We start from the raw sequence: 14,689 nt of genomic DNA on the forward strand, positions 1-14,689 counted from the left end.
GACGGCGGGCGATGGGAAGGACCCCTCAACGGTCGTTCACCTCGAGGCTGGTGCGGACCGCGCTTTCCAGCGCACCCTCGATCCAGGCGGGTTTGAGACTGGTGTGCTCGCCCGCGAAGTGGACGCGTCCTTCCACGGTCCGGGTGGCGGCGTGGTGCTCGTGGAGCTGTCCCGGGGTGAAGATGACCGCCTCTCCAAGGGCGTACCGGGCCCGTGCCCAGGACTGGGTGGCACCCACGCCGGTGAACTCGCGCCGCACCTGCGGACCGAACATCCGCTCCAGATCGTCCAGCGCGAACGCGTACCGCTCGCCATCGGTGAGCGAGTCCCAGCGCATGGCGTCGTCCGACCAGGTGTAGGAAGCGAGAACCACGCCGCCCCGCGACCCCTCGACCAGGGACGGGAAGTAGGTGAAGCGGCTCGGGCTGTCCGAGACGCAGCCACCGCCGGTGAAACCCTGGGCGCCCTTCTCCCAGAAGCGGGTCTTGAACTCCAGCAGCACCTTTGTCGCCGAGTCGTAGTGCAGTTCGGTGATGGCGCGCCGCTTCGGGTAGGACAGGGCCGGCTGAAAGTGGCAGAATCGCACTGCGGAAAAGGGCGCGGTGACGATCGCGTAATCGGCTTCGAACGTCTGGACCGGGGGGTTGGGCGCACCGTCTCGGGATTCCTCACTGCCGGTTTCCGCGGTCGTCTCGATCCGCACGCCCCCAGGCGTCTGGGTGAGCTTGGTCATCCGCCGGTTGAAGCGGATGACGCCGCTCAGCAACTCGGTGAGCTTGTCGGTCAGGGACGCCGTTCCCCCCTCCAGTTCCCAGTAACGGGACGTCGGGTTGATGATGGCGCGGTCCATCAGCGTCGGGATGAGCGAATAGTGCAGCCGCGAGGTCATGTTCTCCAGCGTCCCGGCGGCCTCCACCTTGGCCAGCTCCCAGCCGGCGTGCTCGACGAGGAAGCGGTGGGTGGAGTAGTTGTCGAAGTCGTCGATCACCTTGGCCCATCCGGCGATCCGGGTGTCGATGTCGCCGGCCTGCGCGACCGTCACCGGCTTCAGCGCCTCGTCGACGGCCGCGGACATGGTGGTGGCCACCGAGGTCCCGAACGAGCGGTTGACCGTTCCCGGCGCGTGGGCGTAGTCGCCGCGCGACACGCGCAATCCGTTGACCTGGACGAGGCTGCGCATGGTGGCCGCCGGCGCACGGAAGTCCGTCGGCCGGCCGTTGCTCCAGGTCTCCCCGGTGAACGACTTGTAGACCACCGGCGGAACGGTCCCGACGCCGCGGGCGCCGGGGGCGACGTCCGTGTTGTAGAAAAGGTGCCGTTTGACGCCGAGCTTGTCGGCGAGCGCCAGCACCATCGGATGGAAATCCGGGAGTCGCATGGCCCCCGCCTCGGCGTGCAATGCCTTGTCGGAGAACACTCCCCGGAAGGTCTTGATACGACCGCCCGTACGGTTTCCGTTGGCTTCGACGATGACGACGCGGTGACCGGCTCCCTTGAGCAGGAGGGCGGCGACCAGTCCGGAAATACCGGCCCCGACGATGAGAATTTTCTTCGGATGGGTCGTTTTCGGAAGGCCGTGGTCGATGAGGATCCGCAGATAGTGAAGTTTCAGATCCTCTCCGCGGTCCCCTACCAGAAGAAGCTTGCGGGCGAGGTCGCGACTGGTGTCCGTGGCCCGGTCGGCGGCCCTGGCCACGGAGAGGGCGCTGAGTGAGGAAGCGGCGGTGGCGGTCCCGGCGACGAGGGCTGCGGCGGCGCCGACGAACCCCCGTCGCCCCATCCCCTGAGACGTGTCAAATGTCACGGCGAATACGCTAGGCGGGCGCCCTGGCTCCTGTCATCGGCGCAAAAGCAATATGGCAGAAATTCAACGCCACCCTCGATCAAAACTTAAGCAGATAATCGCCCTTACAATTCGAATTCCCCTACCACTCGGCGACTTCGGCACTTCGCACACAAACTCCGACGACATCTGCAGAAACGTCGCACGCACGACCAGTTCCTCCGTGAGATGACACGGCGAAGGGCTCGCGTGAACCTGCCCTTCACCGGTGCACGGGCAGTCGGATCCCCAAGCGGGCCTCGCGTACACAGGGTTCCTGCAGGCGCGACGACGACATCAAGCCATCGATCGGCGACGACCGGCGCACGGGCGCCCGACGGGACCCGCTCTCCGCGACGTCCCCATGTGTGCCGAGATACGCGGTGTTGCGTCCTTCCCGTCCCACCAGCCCCCGGTGGCGCACCCCGCGCGGGTCACACGGGCCCCGGCACCGCGGCCAGCCGTTCCAACAGGCTTGGGAGCTCCTCGGGTCCGACCTGCGGATTCTCGCGCGGTTGGGTCCCTCCGCATGCGCTCGGCGGCGCGGCCGACGAGCAGCACCAACCTTTGAGCACCCGGGCGCGAGCGGAAACGCCAGCCAGGGCCAGCGGAAGCAGCCCCGGTCGGCTGGACGACCGCCGCCCTTGCCGGCGGCGGTTCACCCGCTCAGCCGGTCAAAGTGCCCTGGTGGAAGTACATCCGCCAACCTGTCTCCGTCAGACGCCACAATGAACTCCGCCATGCACGACGGCCCTGATTTTCGGCGAAGTACGTCAGATGAACGACACCAGGAGCGAGGAGGACTCCGGACATTTCACTGACCTTGACCGGAGACTCCGCGGAAACCGAGCCGCCACTCGTCACCGTGAGGACCGACTCCACATCCCACCGGCGTCCGGAAGCCCCGATCTCGGTGAACTCCGGGTCCAGGAGCTCCAGGACCCGTGCCGGGACAGCTCGCACCTCAGGATCGAGAAGCCGCAGTTCTCCGTGAATGGCTGCCTGCACAGCCTGCTTCCGCTCGTCATCCGCCATGCCGGAACCTTACGAACACGGCACCCCAGGGAACAGCGAATTGTTCACGCGACACGGCGGGAGTGTCCAATAGACGGCCCTGTCTCACATCCGGTGGTGACGGAGTGTCGTGACGCGTCGTTGGTATGCGTGTGAAGATCGTCAACGAGCTTGTCAGGACGGTGCTTTCGGGCCTGTTCCCGCTGGTCATAGACGGCGTGGTCGACGGGGGTGAGCGGATCGCGGTGTGGGCGAGCACGCCTCAGGACATGGCGCCGTGTCCGGCGTGCGGGGTGCCGTCGGGGCGGGCGTGCATCCCCAGGGCGTCATCAGCGCCGACTCCACCAACGGCCTGGAGCTGGACCTCTCCGACATGGGCCGTGGACATCACGATGGGCGGCTACCCACAGCCCACGCACTGAGCATGCCTCCGTGTCCCGGGACGAATGGGTCCCGGGACGGTGAACCGGGAGAAACGCGATCACGTCAAACCCGTGCGCCGACAACGCTCACGCAGAAGGGCAGGACAGTGAGGCTCCGAACAGCCGGCTCGTGCATCGCCACAGCGCTGCTTCTGCCTTCTATCGGCGGGTGCGGCAAAACCACGACTCCAGCAGGGAATCCGAAAAACGTGCAAGGTGCAGCTCTCGGAAGTGCGCCCGTCGGGAACACCCGGTGCACGCAGAGCGACAGGTGGCTGATAGCCGCAGTGCCTTGGTCGGCATCGCTACCTGACAAGGTCGTTCACGCTCCCGTGCCGGGCAGCCCGACATCTTGAGCCAGACCTCGCCCATCGCATGTCGTACACCTCGATGCAGTCCGCGTGCGCAGTGAACGCGTTCCATGAGCAGCGGGTGAACGAGATCCCGCAGTTCTCCCGGGTAGGGCCTGCGGTAGGCCGCTGATCCCCGTGAGCTGCATCAGCCGGGCGACCGTGCAGCGGGCTACCGGAATGCCTTCGCGGTGCAGCTGCCGCCAGACGTTCCGCACTCCGTAGACGCTGAAGTTCTCCGTGTGGACGCGACTGATCTGCGTCTCCAGCTCGGCGTCACGGACCGATCCGTGAGAGGCCGCAGCCCGTTTTCGGTGGCTCGGTCATCCAGTCTGCCCAGCTGCCGGGCCTGCTGTGAGCGGAGGGACTCAGCGCAGCCGTCGCGCACGCAGCACCAGGTCGTCGGTATGGTGCGCGCCGGCGCCGCCGTCGGGTGCCACGCGTGGCCGCTGCTCGTTCACCTCCACCTTCCAGTCGTCGGTGAGCAGGGCGGCGACCATCGAGGGCCAGACGTAGTGAGCCGGGTCGAAGCCGCTGTCGCGCGCCTGCTGGGTGTCCATCCCCGCGTGGTGTACGACCAGCAGCACGCCACCGGGCGCGACGGCCGCGAGCAGCGCTCGCTCGGCTGCGGCGTCGGAGGTGCGCAGCAGGGCTGGATACTGCGCGGAGACCAGGTCGAAGGAAGCTGGCGGGAGAGCCGCTTCCGTCAGCGCGGCGTGTACCCAGCGAACGGTGACGCCTGCGTCCCGCGCGTGCCCGGCCGCCCGCTCCAGCGCCACGCCCGAGACCTCGAGGGCGGTCACGTCCCAGCCGCCGCGCGCGAGCCAGACGGCGTCCGCGCCCTCGCCGCAGCCGACGTCGAGCACCCGCCCGGGCGTGAGCCCGGCGACCTCGGCCACGAGCACACCATTGGCCTGGCCGCTCCACAGCTGTTGTCGGTCGGCGTATCGGTCGTCCCACTCCGCCCGCACCGCGGGGTCTCCGACGTATCCGTCGCCAGGCAAGGAAGTGTCAGTCGCGGGCGATCCCGCTGTGATGTTGTCGGTCACGGGCCCACCGTCACCCATCGTGGCCCGCTCACGCCACTCCTGTTGCCACTCCGGCAAAACGGCGCCCAAGGGGCGAGGAACAGCCGGGCGCAATCGCACTGGACGTCATCGAAACAGACCGGCCACGGCATCCTTGACCTGCGCAGACCATCTCCGATGGCACAAACCGTCGTCAACCAGTCTTCGGTGGCAATCGGCCAAGGTTTCGCGGATGCCGCCGCTCTGGTGCAGGAACCGACGAGCGTTCTGCATCGGTGCCCCGAGCGCCCGCCCGATCAAGCTGAACGACTGCCCCTCGCAGCAGCGTTTACAGATCTCATCCTGCTGAGCCGGCGAAAACCCGTAGTCACGCACCTGTGCCTCCATGATCATATGATCATCTGTAGGTAGTGCGTTGATCACTTGAGGGTGCCGTCGTTTGCCGACACTTCGACCGGGGAGGGGCCAGTGAGCGGCGCGGCACGGATGCAGCCTCCTCCGCGCCGCTCGTTGACCTCTGGCCGTCTCTTTGCCCTCTGTGGTAGCTCCGCCTACCGAGCGGCAGCCGGGGATTCGGGGCGAGGGTCGATCGGCGTGAGCACGCCGAGGCGATCCTCGATGTCCTGGGCAGCGGCCAGGCACAGGTCTTCCCGGAACGCGCGCCCGATGATCTGTACGCCGGATGGCAGTCCGTCGCCGAGCCCGGTCGGTACGGCGACCGCGGGTATGCCCACGAAGCTGGTCACCGTGCACAGGCGCATGCCCTGGGCGACCCGTTCCCGTCCCGCTTCATCGCGTGACTCCAGTCCCGGCTCGACGGGCGGCTCGGTGAACACCGGGCCGAGCAGCAGCGGGTATTCGTCGAGGAATTCTGCCCAGGAGCGGCGGATGCCGAGCCAGGTCCCCATCAGCTTCGTGAGCTCTGCCGCGTTCGCAGGCGGAGTCTTCTCCATGGCCATCTGGATGTAGCGGTCTCCGCCTTCGCCGAGCAGTTTCCGCACCACCGGCCAGGTCGGCGCGAATTCGGTCACGGTGATCCGGCCGTATGCCTCAAGTGCCTCGTCCAGCCGTGGAACGTCCGCCATCTCCCGTACGTCGTACCCTGCGTCGCGCAACGCTTCCGCTGCCGCTGTGACGGCCCCGCGGACCGTGGGGTGGACGCCGTGACCGCCGGGGTCGGCGACGACCGCGACCCTGACCGGCCCCGGCAGCGGTTCGCCGTAAAGGGGCACGGGTACGGCCCGTGGGTCCCGAGGGTCGGTCCCAGCCAGCACCTCGTATGCCAGCCGCAGGTCGGCGACCGTACGGGCCAGGGGCCCGTCGGTGACCAGCGTCTGTGAGGCTGGTCCCGGGTCGTCCGGGCCGAGGACGCGGTGGTCTGCGGGGAACCGCCCGGTGGTCGGCTTCAGCCCCGTCACGCCGCAGAACGAGGCTGGGATCCGGACTGATCCGCCGGAATCGTTGCCGAGCCCGAGTGCGGCCATTCCGGTGGCGACGGCCACGCCGTCACCGCCGCTGCTGCCGCCCGGGGTCCGGCTCCGGTTCCACGGGTTGACGGTGTCGCCGAACAACTCGCTGCGGGTGTGCATCCCGGCCACGACGAGAGTGGGCATATTGCTGTGGCCGATCGGTATGGCTCCCGCCGCACGGAGCCGGGCCACAGGTGGTGCGTCGGCCGGAGCCACCAGGTCGCGGAAGCGTGACGTTCCGAGTGTGGTCGGCACGCCCTCGACAGCGGTGGTCTCCTTCACCGTGAACGGCACACCGGCCAGCGGCCCGAGTTCTTCGCCCGATGCCCGCCGCCGGTCCGTCTGCGCCGCCGCTTCACGGGCTCGCTCAGCCATCAACTGCGTGACCGCGTTGATCTGCGGGTTGACCTCGGCAATGCGTTCCAGATGACTGTCAACCAGTTCGAGGGCCGACATCTCTCCGCCTCGGACCGCCTCCGCCTGGGCGCCGGCCGTCATTGCCCACAGGGCGTCCTGCCTGATCATCGCGCTTCCCATCCACATGCCGAAGTATTTGTGGCCGAACCCTAACCCGGAAGCGATACGATCGTATCGGAATAAGGAGGCCGACCGCGCATGCCCAAACAGGTGGACTACGAAAGCCGACGCCGCCGGATTGCCGAGGCCGTCTGCCTCCTCGTCGACGAACGCGGACCGGAGGGCGTAAGCATGCGCGACGTCGCCGCCCGCGCGCAGGTCTCACTGGGCGCCGTTCAGCGCTGCTTCCGCAGCAAGGGGGAGATGCTCCTCTTCGCCGTCGACCACGTCGGCGAGCGCATCACCGAACGTGTGAGGACCCGCCTGGCTGCAAGCCCGGCCCAGTCTGCCGCCACGGCCCTGGGCCACACGGCCAACGAGATCGCCCTGCTCCGCGAAGAACACCGCGCCGAAGCACGGATCTGGCTCGCGTTCATCGCTCAGGCCTCTGTCAGCGAGCCACTGGCCGGCCCGCTGAGAACCAGCTACGCGGCCCTCCAGAACCTTCTCGCCCGCCTCATCACAGAGGCCACGGACAGGGGCGGCTCGGCCGACGAAGGTGCTACACCACCCAACCCGCAGCACGAGGCTTGCACTCTGCTCGCCCTCGCCGACGGCCTCACCACCCATGTACTCATAGGCCACTTGACCGCAGAAGAAGCCGAGGAAGTCCTGCACACGCATCTGGCCGGCCTCTGGGAACGCCTCGGCACCACCCGTCCCCGAAAGACCGTCTGATACTCAGGGCACTCGTCGCCTCGCGCGTGCCGTGTCGGCTGCACCGAATTGCCACGGCCGTGGAGCTGCCCCGGGCACGGGCGAGCCGCTCGCCCATGTCGAGCCTGTACGTCCCCTACGGGTTGACCTTCGACCAGAACAGCGCGGTCAGGCCGCGCCGACCTGACTCGCCGGACAACCTGTTCGAGGCGCCGCAGGTCTACAAGGTGCAGGGCCAGAACCGGTACCTCATGATCGTCGAGGCGAAGGGTGCGCATCAGCAGCGCTACTTCCGCTCGTTCACGGCCACCAGCCTGAGCGGTTCGTGGACCCCGCAGGCCGCCACGGAGAGCAACCCCTTCGCGGGCAAGGCCAACAGCGGTGCCACCTGGACCGACGACATCAGCCACGGTGACCTGGTCCGCGACAACCCCGACCAGACCATGACCGTCGACCCCTGCAACCTGCAGTTCCTCTACCAGGGCAAGTCCCCCACCGCGAGCGGCCCCTACGACAAACTGCCGTACCGGCCGGGTCTCCTCACCCTGCAGCACTGACCCGCCCCATCCACGGCGCAGGTGGCGCGGCAGGACGACCTGCGGCTCGGAGGCCCGAGCCGCAGGCTGTGGCTCGACGCCATCTGCTGCGTGGACTACGCCTGCAGACGTCAAACGAGTCTCCGACCCGTGTGAAGACCCGTCTCCCCCGGACCGACTCAACCGGGGGCGAGGAAGAGATGGTCGGGTAGGAAGGGCACCGCCGCGCGCAGTTTCCTGGTGCCGTCGACACCCAAGCGGAGGCCGACGGCCCGGGGCGCACGCTCTGGAGGCCGGGCCGTCAGCCGCTGACGCGGCGGCGGGCCTGCCACCAGCGCCGGATCGAGGCGACGGCGAACGCTGCGGTGTCGTGACCGGTGCCGATGCTGACCCAGCCGGTGTTCGCCGCCATGTCATGGATTCCGTATGGAATCGCTTTCTCGATCTGGCCTTACCGCTGGACGGATGTAGGCCGAACGGTCCACCGAACAACTCGTAGGCCAAACAGGCGAATCACATCTCATTCCTGATCGACCCCCTTGCCAGGTGAGCGTCCATGCGCTGTCCGGGGAAACCGGTGGTGCGGCGCCGGCGCGCCGCCGCCGCACAGCAAATGCGGCCCTTCGCTTTGCTCAGGGCGAATATATGCTGAAAACGACCTTCGTGCGTGTTCCTGGAGCGTCATGGAGGAACGGGACGGCGAGTTCTCCTACAGGACGCCGACGGATGGCTGGACGGCTGTCCAGGACACACCCGGCCCCGCCCGAAGAGGCGGGGCCCTCGTATCAGAAGGGTGACAAAGGCACGATCGGCCCCTGCATTACGGACAGGTCTACGCGACGATGTCGCGCCTGCTGAAGAACGGCCTCGTCGAGGTCGACGGCATCGAGGCCGGCGGCGGGCCCGAGCGCAAGCGCTACGCCATCACGGACGCCGGGCTCACCGACGTCGAGCGGTGGCTCGCGACGCCAGAGAAGCCCGAGCCGTACCTGCAGTCGTTGCTGTACAGCAAGGTCGTCCTGGCGCTGCTGACGCACCGGGACGCGGCCGGCATCCTCGACACGCAGCGCTCCGAGCACCTGCGCAGCATGCGCATCCTGACCGACCGCAAGCGCCAGGGCGACCTGGCCGACCAACTGATCTGCGACCACGCACTGTTCCACCTCGAAGCGGACCTGCGCTGACTGGAGCTGACCGCAGCGCGTCTGGACAAGCTCGCCGAGGCGGTGACCGCGTGACCCATGTTCCTCCTCCTGGTTCTCTGCTCGCCGCCCAGGACCTGCGCAAGGCCTACGGGCCGACCACCGCGCTCGACGGCGCCGACTTCTCCATCCACCCCGGTGACGTCGTCGCCGTGATGGGCCCCTCCGGGTCCGGCAAGTCCACGCTGCTGCACTGCAAAGGTTTTGAAGGTGAACTGGCCATGAGTCCTTCCGTCACAGTTGAAGCGGAACGCGTTGGTGGTGACAGTGGGCTCGTCGATCAGCCCGTTGCAGACCAGGCCGAAACCACCACTCTTCACCAGTTTTTCTGCCCGTCACGGATCTCGAACTGTCCAGAGACACGGCAGTTCATCTGGCTCCAGCCGATGACCTGTCCGCCCCAGCACTTCGCCTGGAAGGAACCGTGGGGCCCGCCGTAGGTGCCGAGACAGGTCTTCCAACGCGCTGAGGTCCATCGGTCGGAACTGTAGCTGTCCGTCTCCGGGGTGCAGGTTTCGTCGGCGGCCCGCCGAGCGGCAGGCGCTACGGAACCGGCGTGCGAGGGAGCCCGCCCCGACTGTTGCGGCGACCGTCATGCAAACGGCGGCGACAACACGGATCATCTTGGTCGTCTTCACATGCCAGTGAACGACGATCACGCGAACGGTCACTCCGTACTCGTCGGCAGTCCGGCCCCGCTCTGTCGCGGCCGCATACATCGTGGCGCCGCCTTGGAGGACGCCACCAAGGGCCCATGGCCAAGCACCTGCTTGCCGCCTGATCCGAGAGGACCCCGCCCATGAGCACCGCTGTCCGCTCCTCCGCCTTCACCGAGCCCGAGCGGCCCAAGAAACCTCAAGATCCGGTTCGTCACGCTCGGGGGATCGTCGTCGACATGCTCTGCCGGGATTCCGTCTCAGGGTGCGGTGAGGCGTGCGATCGTTCCGATCTCCAGAGCGGTCCATATCGCGCCGTCTGGCCCTTGGGCTATGCCGTGGGGTTCCGAGGCCGGGCTGGGAAGGTCGTGTTCGTCGATATGGCCGCCGGGGGTGATCCGGCCGATGCGGTTGGCTCCCCATTCGGTGAACCAGCAGTTTCCGTCGACGTCGGCGGCGATGGCGTGCGGGCGTGACGCACGGTCGGACAGGGCGAATTCGTCGACCTTCCCGTCCGGTGTGATCCGTCCGATCTGACCGGTGCCGATCTCGACGAACCACATGGCGCCGTCGGCGCCGGCCGTGATGCCGACCGGGGCGCTGGCCGGTGTAGGCAACGGGTGAACGGTGACGTCGCCGTCGCGTCCGATGGCACCGATCGCGTTCGCCTGGTTCATCGTGAACCACAGCCGGCTGTCCGGGCCGGTGGCGATGGCTGACGGGAAGGCACCTGACAGCGGGAGAGGGAACTCGGTGATCTGCCCGTCGGGCGTGATGCGGCCGATGCGGTCGGCGTTGGCCTCGGTGAACCACAGTGCGTCATCGGGGCCCGCGGTGATGCCGAACGGCCCGGCACCCGGCGTTGGCAGCGGGAACGATGTGATGTTTCCGGTCGTGGTGATTCGGCCGATCCGGTGGCTGCGGAACTCGGTGAACCACAGTGCGTCGTCGGGCCCTGCTGTGATGAGCGACGGTCCGCTGGAAGCCGGTTCGAGTTGGTAGGAGGTGACGTCGCCGTCGGGTGTGATGCGGCCGATCCGTCCGTGGTGGACCATGGTGAACCACAGTGCACCGTCTGGTCCGGCAGTGATGCCGTAGGGCCCGGCACTTTGGTCGGATACGGAGAACTCGGCGATCGCAACGGACGGACGGCTCGGCATCGCAAATTCCTTGATCGGTGAACGGTGATAGTGCGACTGCGGATGCTATCTGTGCCAACAGCGCCCACGCGCCTGGATATTCGAGTTTGGCCGTCAGCTGCGGACGAATAGAGGGCGTCGCCGCCCGCACTGCTGACGGGCCGATATGCACCGTCTGCGTCCGGACATGCTCGCTCAAGCTGGAACCCTGCACCGACTCCGGGCGCCCCTCGCCCGTCGCCGCCCGGACAGCACGCGCCCATCCATCCCGCACGAGACGAGACGGAGAACCCCAAGTATGTCGTCTCTTCTGCGCGTTCAGTGCCGGATCGGCCGGCGCACCCTCTTACTGACGACCACCGCCGTGCCGTTGAGGGCTTGGCGGTCCACGCGGTCACGCTGCACAGGCAGCTCGCCGCCTCCCACCGCGATCCGCTGACCGGCCTGCTGCGCCGCGAGGCCTACACCGCCCGCGCCTCGCCGGATCCTGACCACTTCAAGCAGATCAACGACACGATGGGCCACGCGGCCGGCGATGCCGTCCTCGCCGCGTTCGGTGCCCGACTCACCGCCTGGGCGGTCCCGCGCTCGTCCGTCGGCCGCCTCCGAGGCGATGAGTTCGCCGTGGTCCTGGGGCTGACCGCCGACCGGCGCGCACCCCGCTTTCAGCAGCTGGGTCGCGTGCTGCGCACCCCGGTTCGTCCCGGACGACGGCCGCACCGTCGCAGCCGCCGCGGCGCCCCCGGACGTGATCAGCTCCTATGAGCTGACCGTTGTACAGCGATCCGCTGACGCCGCCTTCTACAACGGCAAGCACTGCGGCCGTGCGTACTTCGCCGCTGCCGCGCACGCCACGGTGCCGTCCATCAACGGCCGCCGTGCGGGACGCCCCGGCACCGCAGCATGGGGGCGAACCGCATGAGCGCCGTCACCCTGCCCGAGGGCGACTGGATCCGCGGCATCACGATCCGCCAGCCCTGGGCCACCTGCACCCTCGCGGGCGAGATCCCGAAAATCAGGCCCGTGAACTGGCCGTGGCGCGGCTGGATCATGATCCACACCGGACCGAAGCTGGAGCGCCCCGCCCTGCGCGACCCACTGGTCGCCACTGCGAACCGCGACCACGAACTGCACCTCGGTGCGGTCGTCGGCGTCGCTCGCCTCACCGGCTGCCACCCCGATCAGGGCCCCGAGAAGTGCATCAGCCCCTGGGCGCAGCGCGGCGCGCACCCAGATCCTGGGCGCTACCGTGGAGGCCGGCATCGACACCAGCCACTGGGAAGAGTGCCGCGAGAAGGCATGCGCCTTCGCTCGTGAGGCCCATGGGCTGCCCTCGCGATTCGACCCGGACACCGAGGCCCGCAGGCTCTGGGCGTCGCTGTTCGAGCATTACCGGCCGATCCCGGCCGCCCTGGCCGGCTACCTCTGTGAACTTCCGCCCGCCTGGCAGGAGGACCTGTTCACCCCCAGCCCAGACTCCCCCGCCGGCCACCGGCCGGGGCCGTAGACCACGCCGTATGACGTGTCCTGGGAGGACTGCCGGGCCTGCTTCGAAGCCCAGGACCAGTGCCGCTACCACGCAGGCGTCTTCGTCGGCATGGAGTACCAGCGCGGGCGGCGGGCCCAGTCGTAGAACCGTTCCCCCTTGGCTCCCGGTCCCGCCGTCAGGCGCGGCCATACCTGGGGCGGGGCCTGGGAGGTCGGGTCACCCGGCGCGCTGGGTTGTCTGCCCGGCCTGAGCGGGTACGGCCGGCAGGGAGACGGTGCAGGAGGCGCAGCGTCGGGCCTGGGCGGGTACGGGGCTGAGGCATTCGGGGCAGTCCCGTTTGGGGGCTTGGACGTCTTGGTGCGGGGCGAGGCGTTCGTGGAGCTTGTTGATCGGGAGCACGACCAGGAAGTACAGGGCGCTGGCGAGGAGGAGGAAGCTGATCGCCGCGTTGATGAAGGCGCCGTAGGGGAACTTGGTGGCGCCTACGGTGAAGGTCTTGCGGCTCATGTCGCCGGTGGCGCCGGTGGCCAGCCCGACAAGTGGCGTCAGGAAGGCGCTGACGAAGCCGTTCACCACGGCGGTGAACGCTGCCCCGATGACGATGCCGACGGCCAGGTCGACCACGTTGCCGCGCAGGATGAAGCTGCGGAAGCCCTTCACCTTCTCAACTCCTAAGAGGCTCTTGACGTCGACGGGGCGCTACCGAAAGCGCGGTCAGCCCACCCCCTTCAGCTCGGATGCCCTGCCACCCGTCCCCCATGCCGGCTCCTCCGCGCGGCGCTGTGATGTACGTCAAGCACGCCATCGCGACCGGTCGCTCAGCCTGAGCTGCACCCCGAAACAGACATTGACTCACGTACCGCCCTTTACGGCAGGTCCGGGATGAGGGGGCGCCGTCTCCGCTGTGCCCTGTGACTGCCGGACGTCGGGGTCAGCCGCTGGTCAGTGTCGGGCCGGCCGGGGCAGAGCGTGTCTGGTGAGCGTGGGGGCAGGGCGTGGCAGAAGTGGTTGTGGCAATGCGCATCCGGTGCAGGAGGTCACGGGTGGTGCGCTTGCGCAGTGTGCTGCGCCAGGTCAGTCCCGGGTGGCGGGACCGTAGGTGTGACAGCGCACGGGTGCCCAGGCCGGTGCTGCGGAAGCGCTCGTCGATGACGACGGTGGTGATGACGCCCTGGGCGCAGTCGGTGCAGATCCGGTACCGGACCTGCCCGACGACCTGGCGGGTGTGGACCAGGAGCAGGCATTCGTCGCCCGGGCCGGGGTCGTCCGGGATGTGCGTGGACAGGAATTCGATGGCCCGGTAGGCGAGGACCCGGCGGCGCAGGCGGCCGGTGCGCCGGCCTCGGCGTGAGTGCTTGGCCCCGTCGTGACCGGGCGGCGATGTCTCGGCTGTGGAGGCCTGGCCGATGAGACTGCTGTGGGCGGGACGCGCATGTTGTCCGTGCATGACGTCCCGTGTGCCCAAACAGCCGACGGATACCCGTTCCAGCGCCGCCAGGCACCCCGCCCGGGGGCACCTTCTTGTCCCGGGACGGCCTCCGTGACATGTTCGGCAGATGCTGCCGGACATGATCTCCCGGCGGATACCAGATCTCAAGCGTCCTCCGGAGAGCTACTGCCGGGGGACTCCCGGGTAGTGACGTGCTCAGGTCGGATGGACGCTGGAAAGTAGCCGGGCAGGCGTGAGATCGCCGGGGACGTTGTATGCCGGCTGCTGAGCCTTGCACCTCACCGGCCGGGTGGACAGGTAGGCGGGGTGAGCGGTGTCCCCCCGCATCTGGGTGGCGCCGTTGGTCACCAGGTCTCCACCGTCACGGTGATCGTGGTCGGCGGCAGGGAGGCCCGGTCAGGTCGCCGTATCGGCCACGAGGTCCGCATCCTCGGCGCCGGCGGTATCGCTGAGCCCGAGTCGGAGGTGCTCGGTGTGGTAGACGGCCTGGTCGAGGAGTTCGGCGACGTGGTTGTCGTACAGCGCGTACACCACCGAGCGCCCCTGCCGGGTGCCGACGACCAGGCCGAGGTTGCGCAGCAGCCGCAGTTGGTGGGAGCAGGCCGACTGCTCCATGCCGACCTCGTGGGCGAGTTCGGTGGCCGCACAGGACCCCTCGCGCAGCCGGGCGAGGATCAGCAGCCGGGACGGAGTGGCCAGGGCCTGCAGGGTGGTCGCCACCCGGGCGGCATTGTCCGCGTCCAGGCGCGTGCGCGGGACGGCGTTCTTCGCGGGGACGGCTCCATGACCCATGCGCCAATACTACAGACAACTCATGAAGAGATGTTCATTCGTTCCTGTATCGTGGATCGGGTCATTAGTCCTGCCCATGGCCTGTGC

At 68.2% G+C, this 14,689-nt stretch carries 14 protein-coding genes and 3 pseudogenes; 6 read left to right on the forward strand and 11 right to left on the reverse strand.

What is annotated here, in order from left to right:
- Window positions 1–25: 25 nt before the first annotated feature.
- The 6 genes from ACFYMM_RS25720 to ACFYMM_RS25745 form a co-directional block, all read right to left on the reverse strand.
- Window positions 26–1,804 carry a flavin monoamine oxidase family protein gene (locus ACFYMM_RS25720; RefSeq protein ID WP_388390417.1) on the reverse strand — a complete coding sequence of 593 codons (1,779 nt, stop codon included), beginning with the start codon at window positions 1,802–1,804 and terminating at the stop codon, window positions 26–28.
- A gap of 684 nt (window positions 1,805–2,488) precedes the next feature.
- On the reverse strand, window positions 2,489–2,857 hold the full coding sequence (locus ACFYMM_RS25725) for a DUF4440 domain-containing protein (protein WP_388390418.1): 369 nt from the start codon (window positions 2,855–2,857) through the stop codon (window positions 2,489–2,491).
- A gap of 723 nt (window positions 2,858–3,580) precedes the next feature.
- A complete protein-coding gene (locus ACFYMM_RS25730) occupies window positions 3,581–3,877 on the reverse strand; it encodes an IS3 family transposase (RefSeq protein WP_388390553.1) in 297 nt (98 codons plus the stop codon).
- Window positions 3,878–3,976: 99 nt separating this feature from the next.
- The gene (locus tag ACFYMM_RS25735) at window positions 3,977–4,657 is read right to left on the reverse strand and encodes a class I SAM-dependent methyltransferase (protein ID WP_388390420.1); all 681 of its coding nucleotides are present in this window, start codon (window positions 4,655–4,657) and stop codon (window positions 3,977–3,979) included.
- A 105-nt stretch (window positions 4,658–4,762) separates the two neighbouring features.
- The gene (locus ACFYMM_RS25740) at window positions 4,763–5,023 is read right to left on the reverse strand and encodes a hypothetical protein (protein ID WP_388390422.1); all 261 of its coding nucleotides are present in this window, start codon (window positions 5,021–5,023) and stop codon (window positions 4,763–4,765) included.
- Window positions 5,024–5,187: 164 nt separating this feature from the next.
- A complete protein-coding gene (locus ACFYMM_RS25745) occupies window positions 5,188–6,630 on the reverse strand; it encodes an amidase (protein ID WP_388390423.1) in 1,443 nt (480 codons plus the stop codon).
- Between the two features lie 90 nt (window positions 6,631–6,720).
- Between ACFYMM_RS25745 and ACFYMM_RS25750 the strand changes: the two genes are divergently transcribed.
- Window positions 6,721–7,359, forward strand: a complete 639-nt coding sequence (locus ACFYMM_RS25750) for a TetR/AcrR family transcriptional regulator (RefSeq protein WP_388390425.1) — start codon at window positions 6,721–6,723, stop codon at window positions 7,357–7,359.
- A 95-nt stretch (window positions 7,360–7,454) separates the two neighbouring features.
- On the forward strand, window positions 7,455–7,895 hold the full coding sequence (locus ACFYMM_RS25755) for a non-reducing end alpha-L-arabinofuranosidase family hydrolase (protein WP_388390427.1): 441 nt from the start codon (window positions 7,455–7,457) through the stop codon (window positions 7,893–7,895).
- Between the two features lie 298 nt (window positions 7,896–8,193).
- On the opposite strand, the pseudogene ACFYMM_RS25760 reads toward ACFYMM_RS25755, so the two are convergent.
- Window positions 8,194–8,313, reverse strand: a pseudogene (locus ACFYMM_RS25760) (hypothetical protein); the annotation flags it as partial.
- Window positions 8,314–8,677: 364 nt separating this feature from the next.
- Here ACFYMM_RS25760 and ACFYMM_RS25765 point away from each other — a divergent pair.
- Together ACFYMM_RS25765 and ACFYMM_RS25770 are read left to right on the forward strand one after the other, a co-directional pair.
- A pseudogene (locus tag ACFYMM_RS25765) lies at window positions 8,678–9,058 on the forward strand (PadR family transcriptional regulator); the annotation flags it as partial.
- 50 nt (window positions 9,059–9,108) lie between these two features.
- Window positions 9,109–9,273 (forward strand): annotated as a pseudogene (locus tag ACFYMM_RS25770) (ATP-binding cassette domain-containing protein); the annotation flags it as partial.
- A gap of 719 nt (window positions 9,274–9,992) precedes the next feature.
- On the opposite strand, the gene ACFYMM_RS25775 reads toward ACFYMM_RS25770, so the two are convergent.
- Window positions 9,993–10,892 (reverse strand): virginiamycin B lyase, encoded by a 900-nt coding sequence (locus ACFYMM_RS25775; RefSeq protein ID WP_388390429.1) that lies wholly within the window; start codon window positions 10,890–10,892, stop codon window positions 9,993–9,995.
- A 357-nt stretch (window positions 10,893–11,249) separates the two neighbouring features.
- On the opposite strand from ACFYMM_RS25775, the gene ACFYMM_RS25780 reads away from it, so the two are divergent.
- On the forward strand, window positions 11,250–11,636 hold the full coding sequence (locus ACFYMM_RS25780) for a GGDEF domain-containing protein (protein ID WP_388390431.1): 387 nt from the start codon (window positions 11,250–11,252) through the stop codon (window positions 11,634–11,636).
- A 153-nt stretch (window positions 11,637–11,789) separates the two neighbouring features.
- On the forward strand, window positions 11,790–12,188 hold the full coding sequence (locus ACFYMM_RS25785) for a hypothetical protein (RefSeq protein ID WP_388390433.1): 399 nt from the start codon (window positions 11,790–11,792) through the stop codon (window positions 12,186–12,188).
- A gap of 388 nt (window positions 12,189–12,576) precedes the next feature.
- Here ACFYMM_RS25785 and mscL read toward each other — a convergent pair whose 3' ends face one another.
- From mscL to ACFYMM_RS25800, 3 genes are all read right to left on the reverse strand, one after another.
- Window positions 12,577–13,020, reverse strand: a complete 444-nt coding sequence (mscL, locus tag ACFYMM_RS25790; RefSeq protein WP_388390435.1) for a large conductance mechanosensitive channel protein MscL — start codon at window positions 13,018–13,020, stop codon at window positions 12,577–12,579.
- 271 nt (window positions 13,021–13,291) lie between these two features.
- Window positions 13,292–13,807: a GNAT family N-acetyltransferase gene (locus ACFYMM_RS25795; RefSeq protein WP_388390437.1), complete on the reverse strand. Its 516-nt coding sequence runs from the start codon at window positions 13,805–13,807 to the stop codon at window positions 13,292–13,294.
- A gap of 399 nt (window positions 13,808–14,206) precedes the next feature.
- Window positions 14,207–14,602 (reverse strand): ArsR/SmtB family transcription factor, encoded by a 396-nt coding sequence (locus ACFYMM_RS25800; protein WP_388390439.1) that lies wholly within the window; start codon window positions 14,600–14,602, stop codon window positions 14,207–14,209.
- Window positions 14,603–14,689: the final 87 nt, after the last annotated feature.

It is taken from the genome of Streptomyces sp. NPDC006739 (genome assembly GCF_042869815.1).
Classification (GTDB): Bacteria; Actinomycetota; Actinomycetes; order Streptomycetales; family Streptomycetaceae; genus Streptomyces.

Coding starts and splice junctions, on each gene's coding strand:
- ACFYMM_RS25725 (WP_388390418.1), bottom strand. CDS start 2,857: ATGGCGGATGACGAGCGGAAGCAGGCTGTGCAGGCAGCCATTCACGGA.
- ACFYMM_RS25740 (WP_388390422.1), bottom strand. CDS start 5,023: ATGGAGGCACAGGTGCGTGACTACGGGTTTTCGCCGGCTCAGCAGGAT.
- ACFYMM_RS25745 (WP_388390423.1), bottom strand. CDS start 6,630: ATGATCAGGCAGGACGCCCTGTGGGCAATGACGGCCGGCGCCCAGGCG.
- ACFYMM_RS25750 (WP_388390425.1), top strand. CDS start 6,721: ATGCCCAAACAGGTGGACTACGAAAGCCGACGCCGCCGGATTGCCGAG.
- ACFYMM_RS25755 (WP_388390427.1), top strand. CDS start 7,455: ATGTCGAGCCTGTACGTCCCCTACGGGTTGACCTTCGACCAGAACAGC.
- ACFYMM_RS25775 (WP_388390429.1), bottom strand. CDS start 10,892: ATGCCGAGCCGTCCGTCCGTTGCGATCGCCGAGTTCTCCGTATCCGAC.
- ACFYMM_RS25785 (WP_388390433.1), top strand. CDS start 11,790: ATGAGCGCCGTCACCCTGCCCGAGGGCGACTGGATCCGCGGCATCACG.
- ACFYMM_RS25795 (WP_388390437.1), bottom strand. CDS start 13,807: ATGCACGGACAACATGCGCGTCCCGCCCACAGCAGTCTCATCGGCCAG.
- ACFYMM_RS25800 (WP_388390439.1), bottom strand. CDS start 14,602: ATGGGTCATGGAGCCGTCCCCGCGAAGAACGCCGTCCCGCGCACGCGC.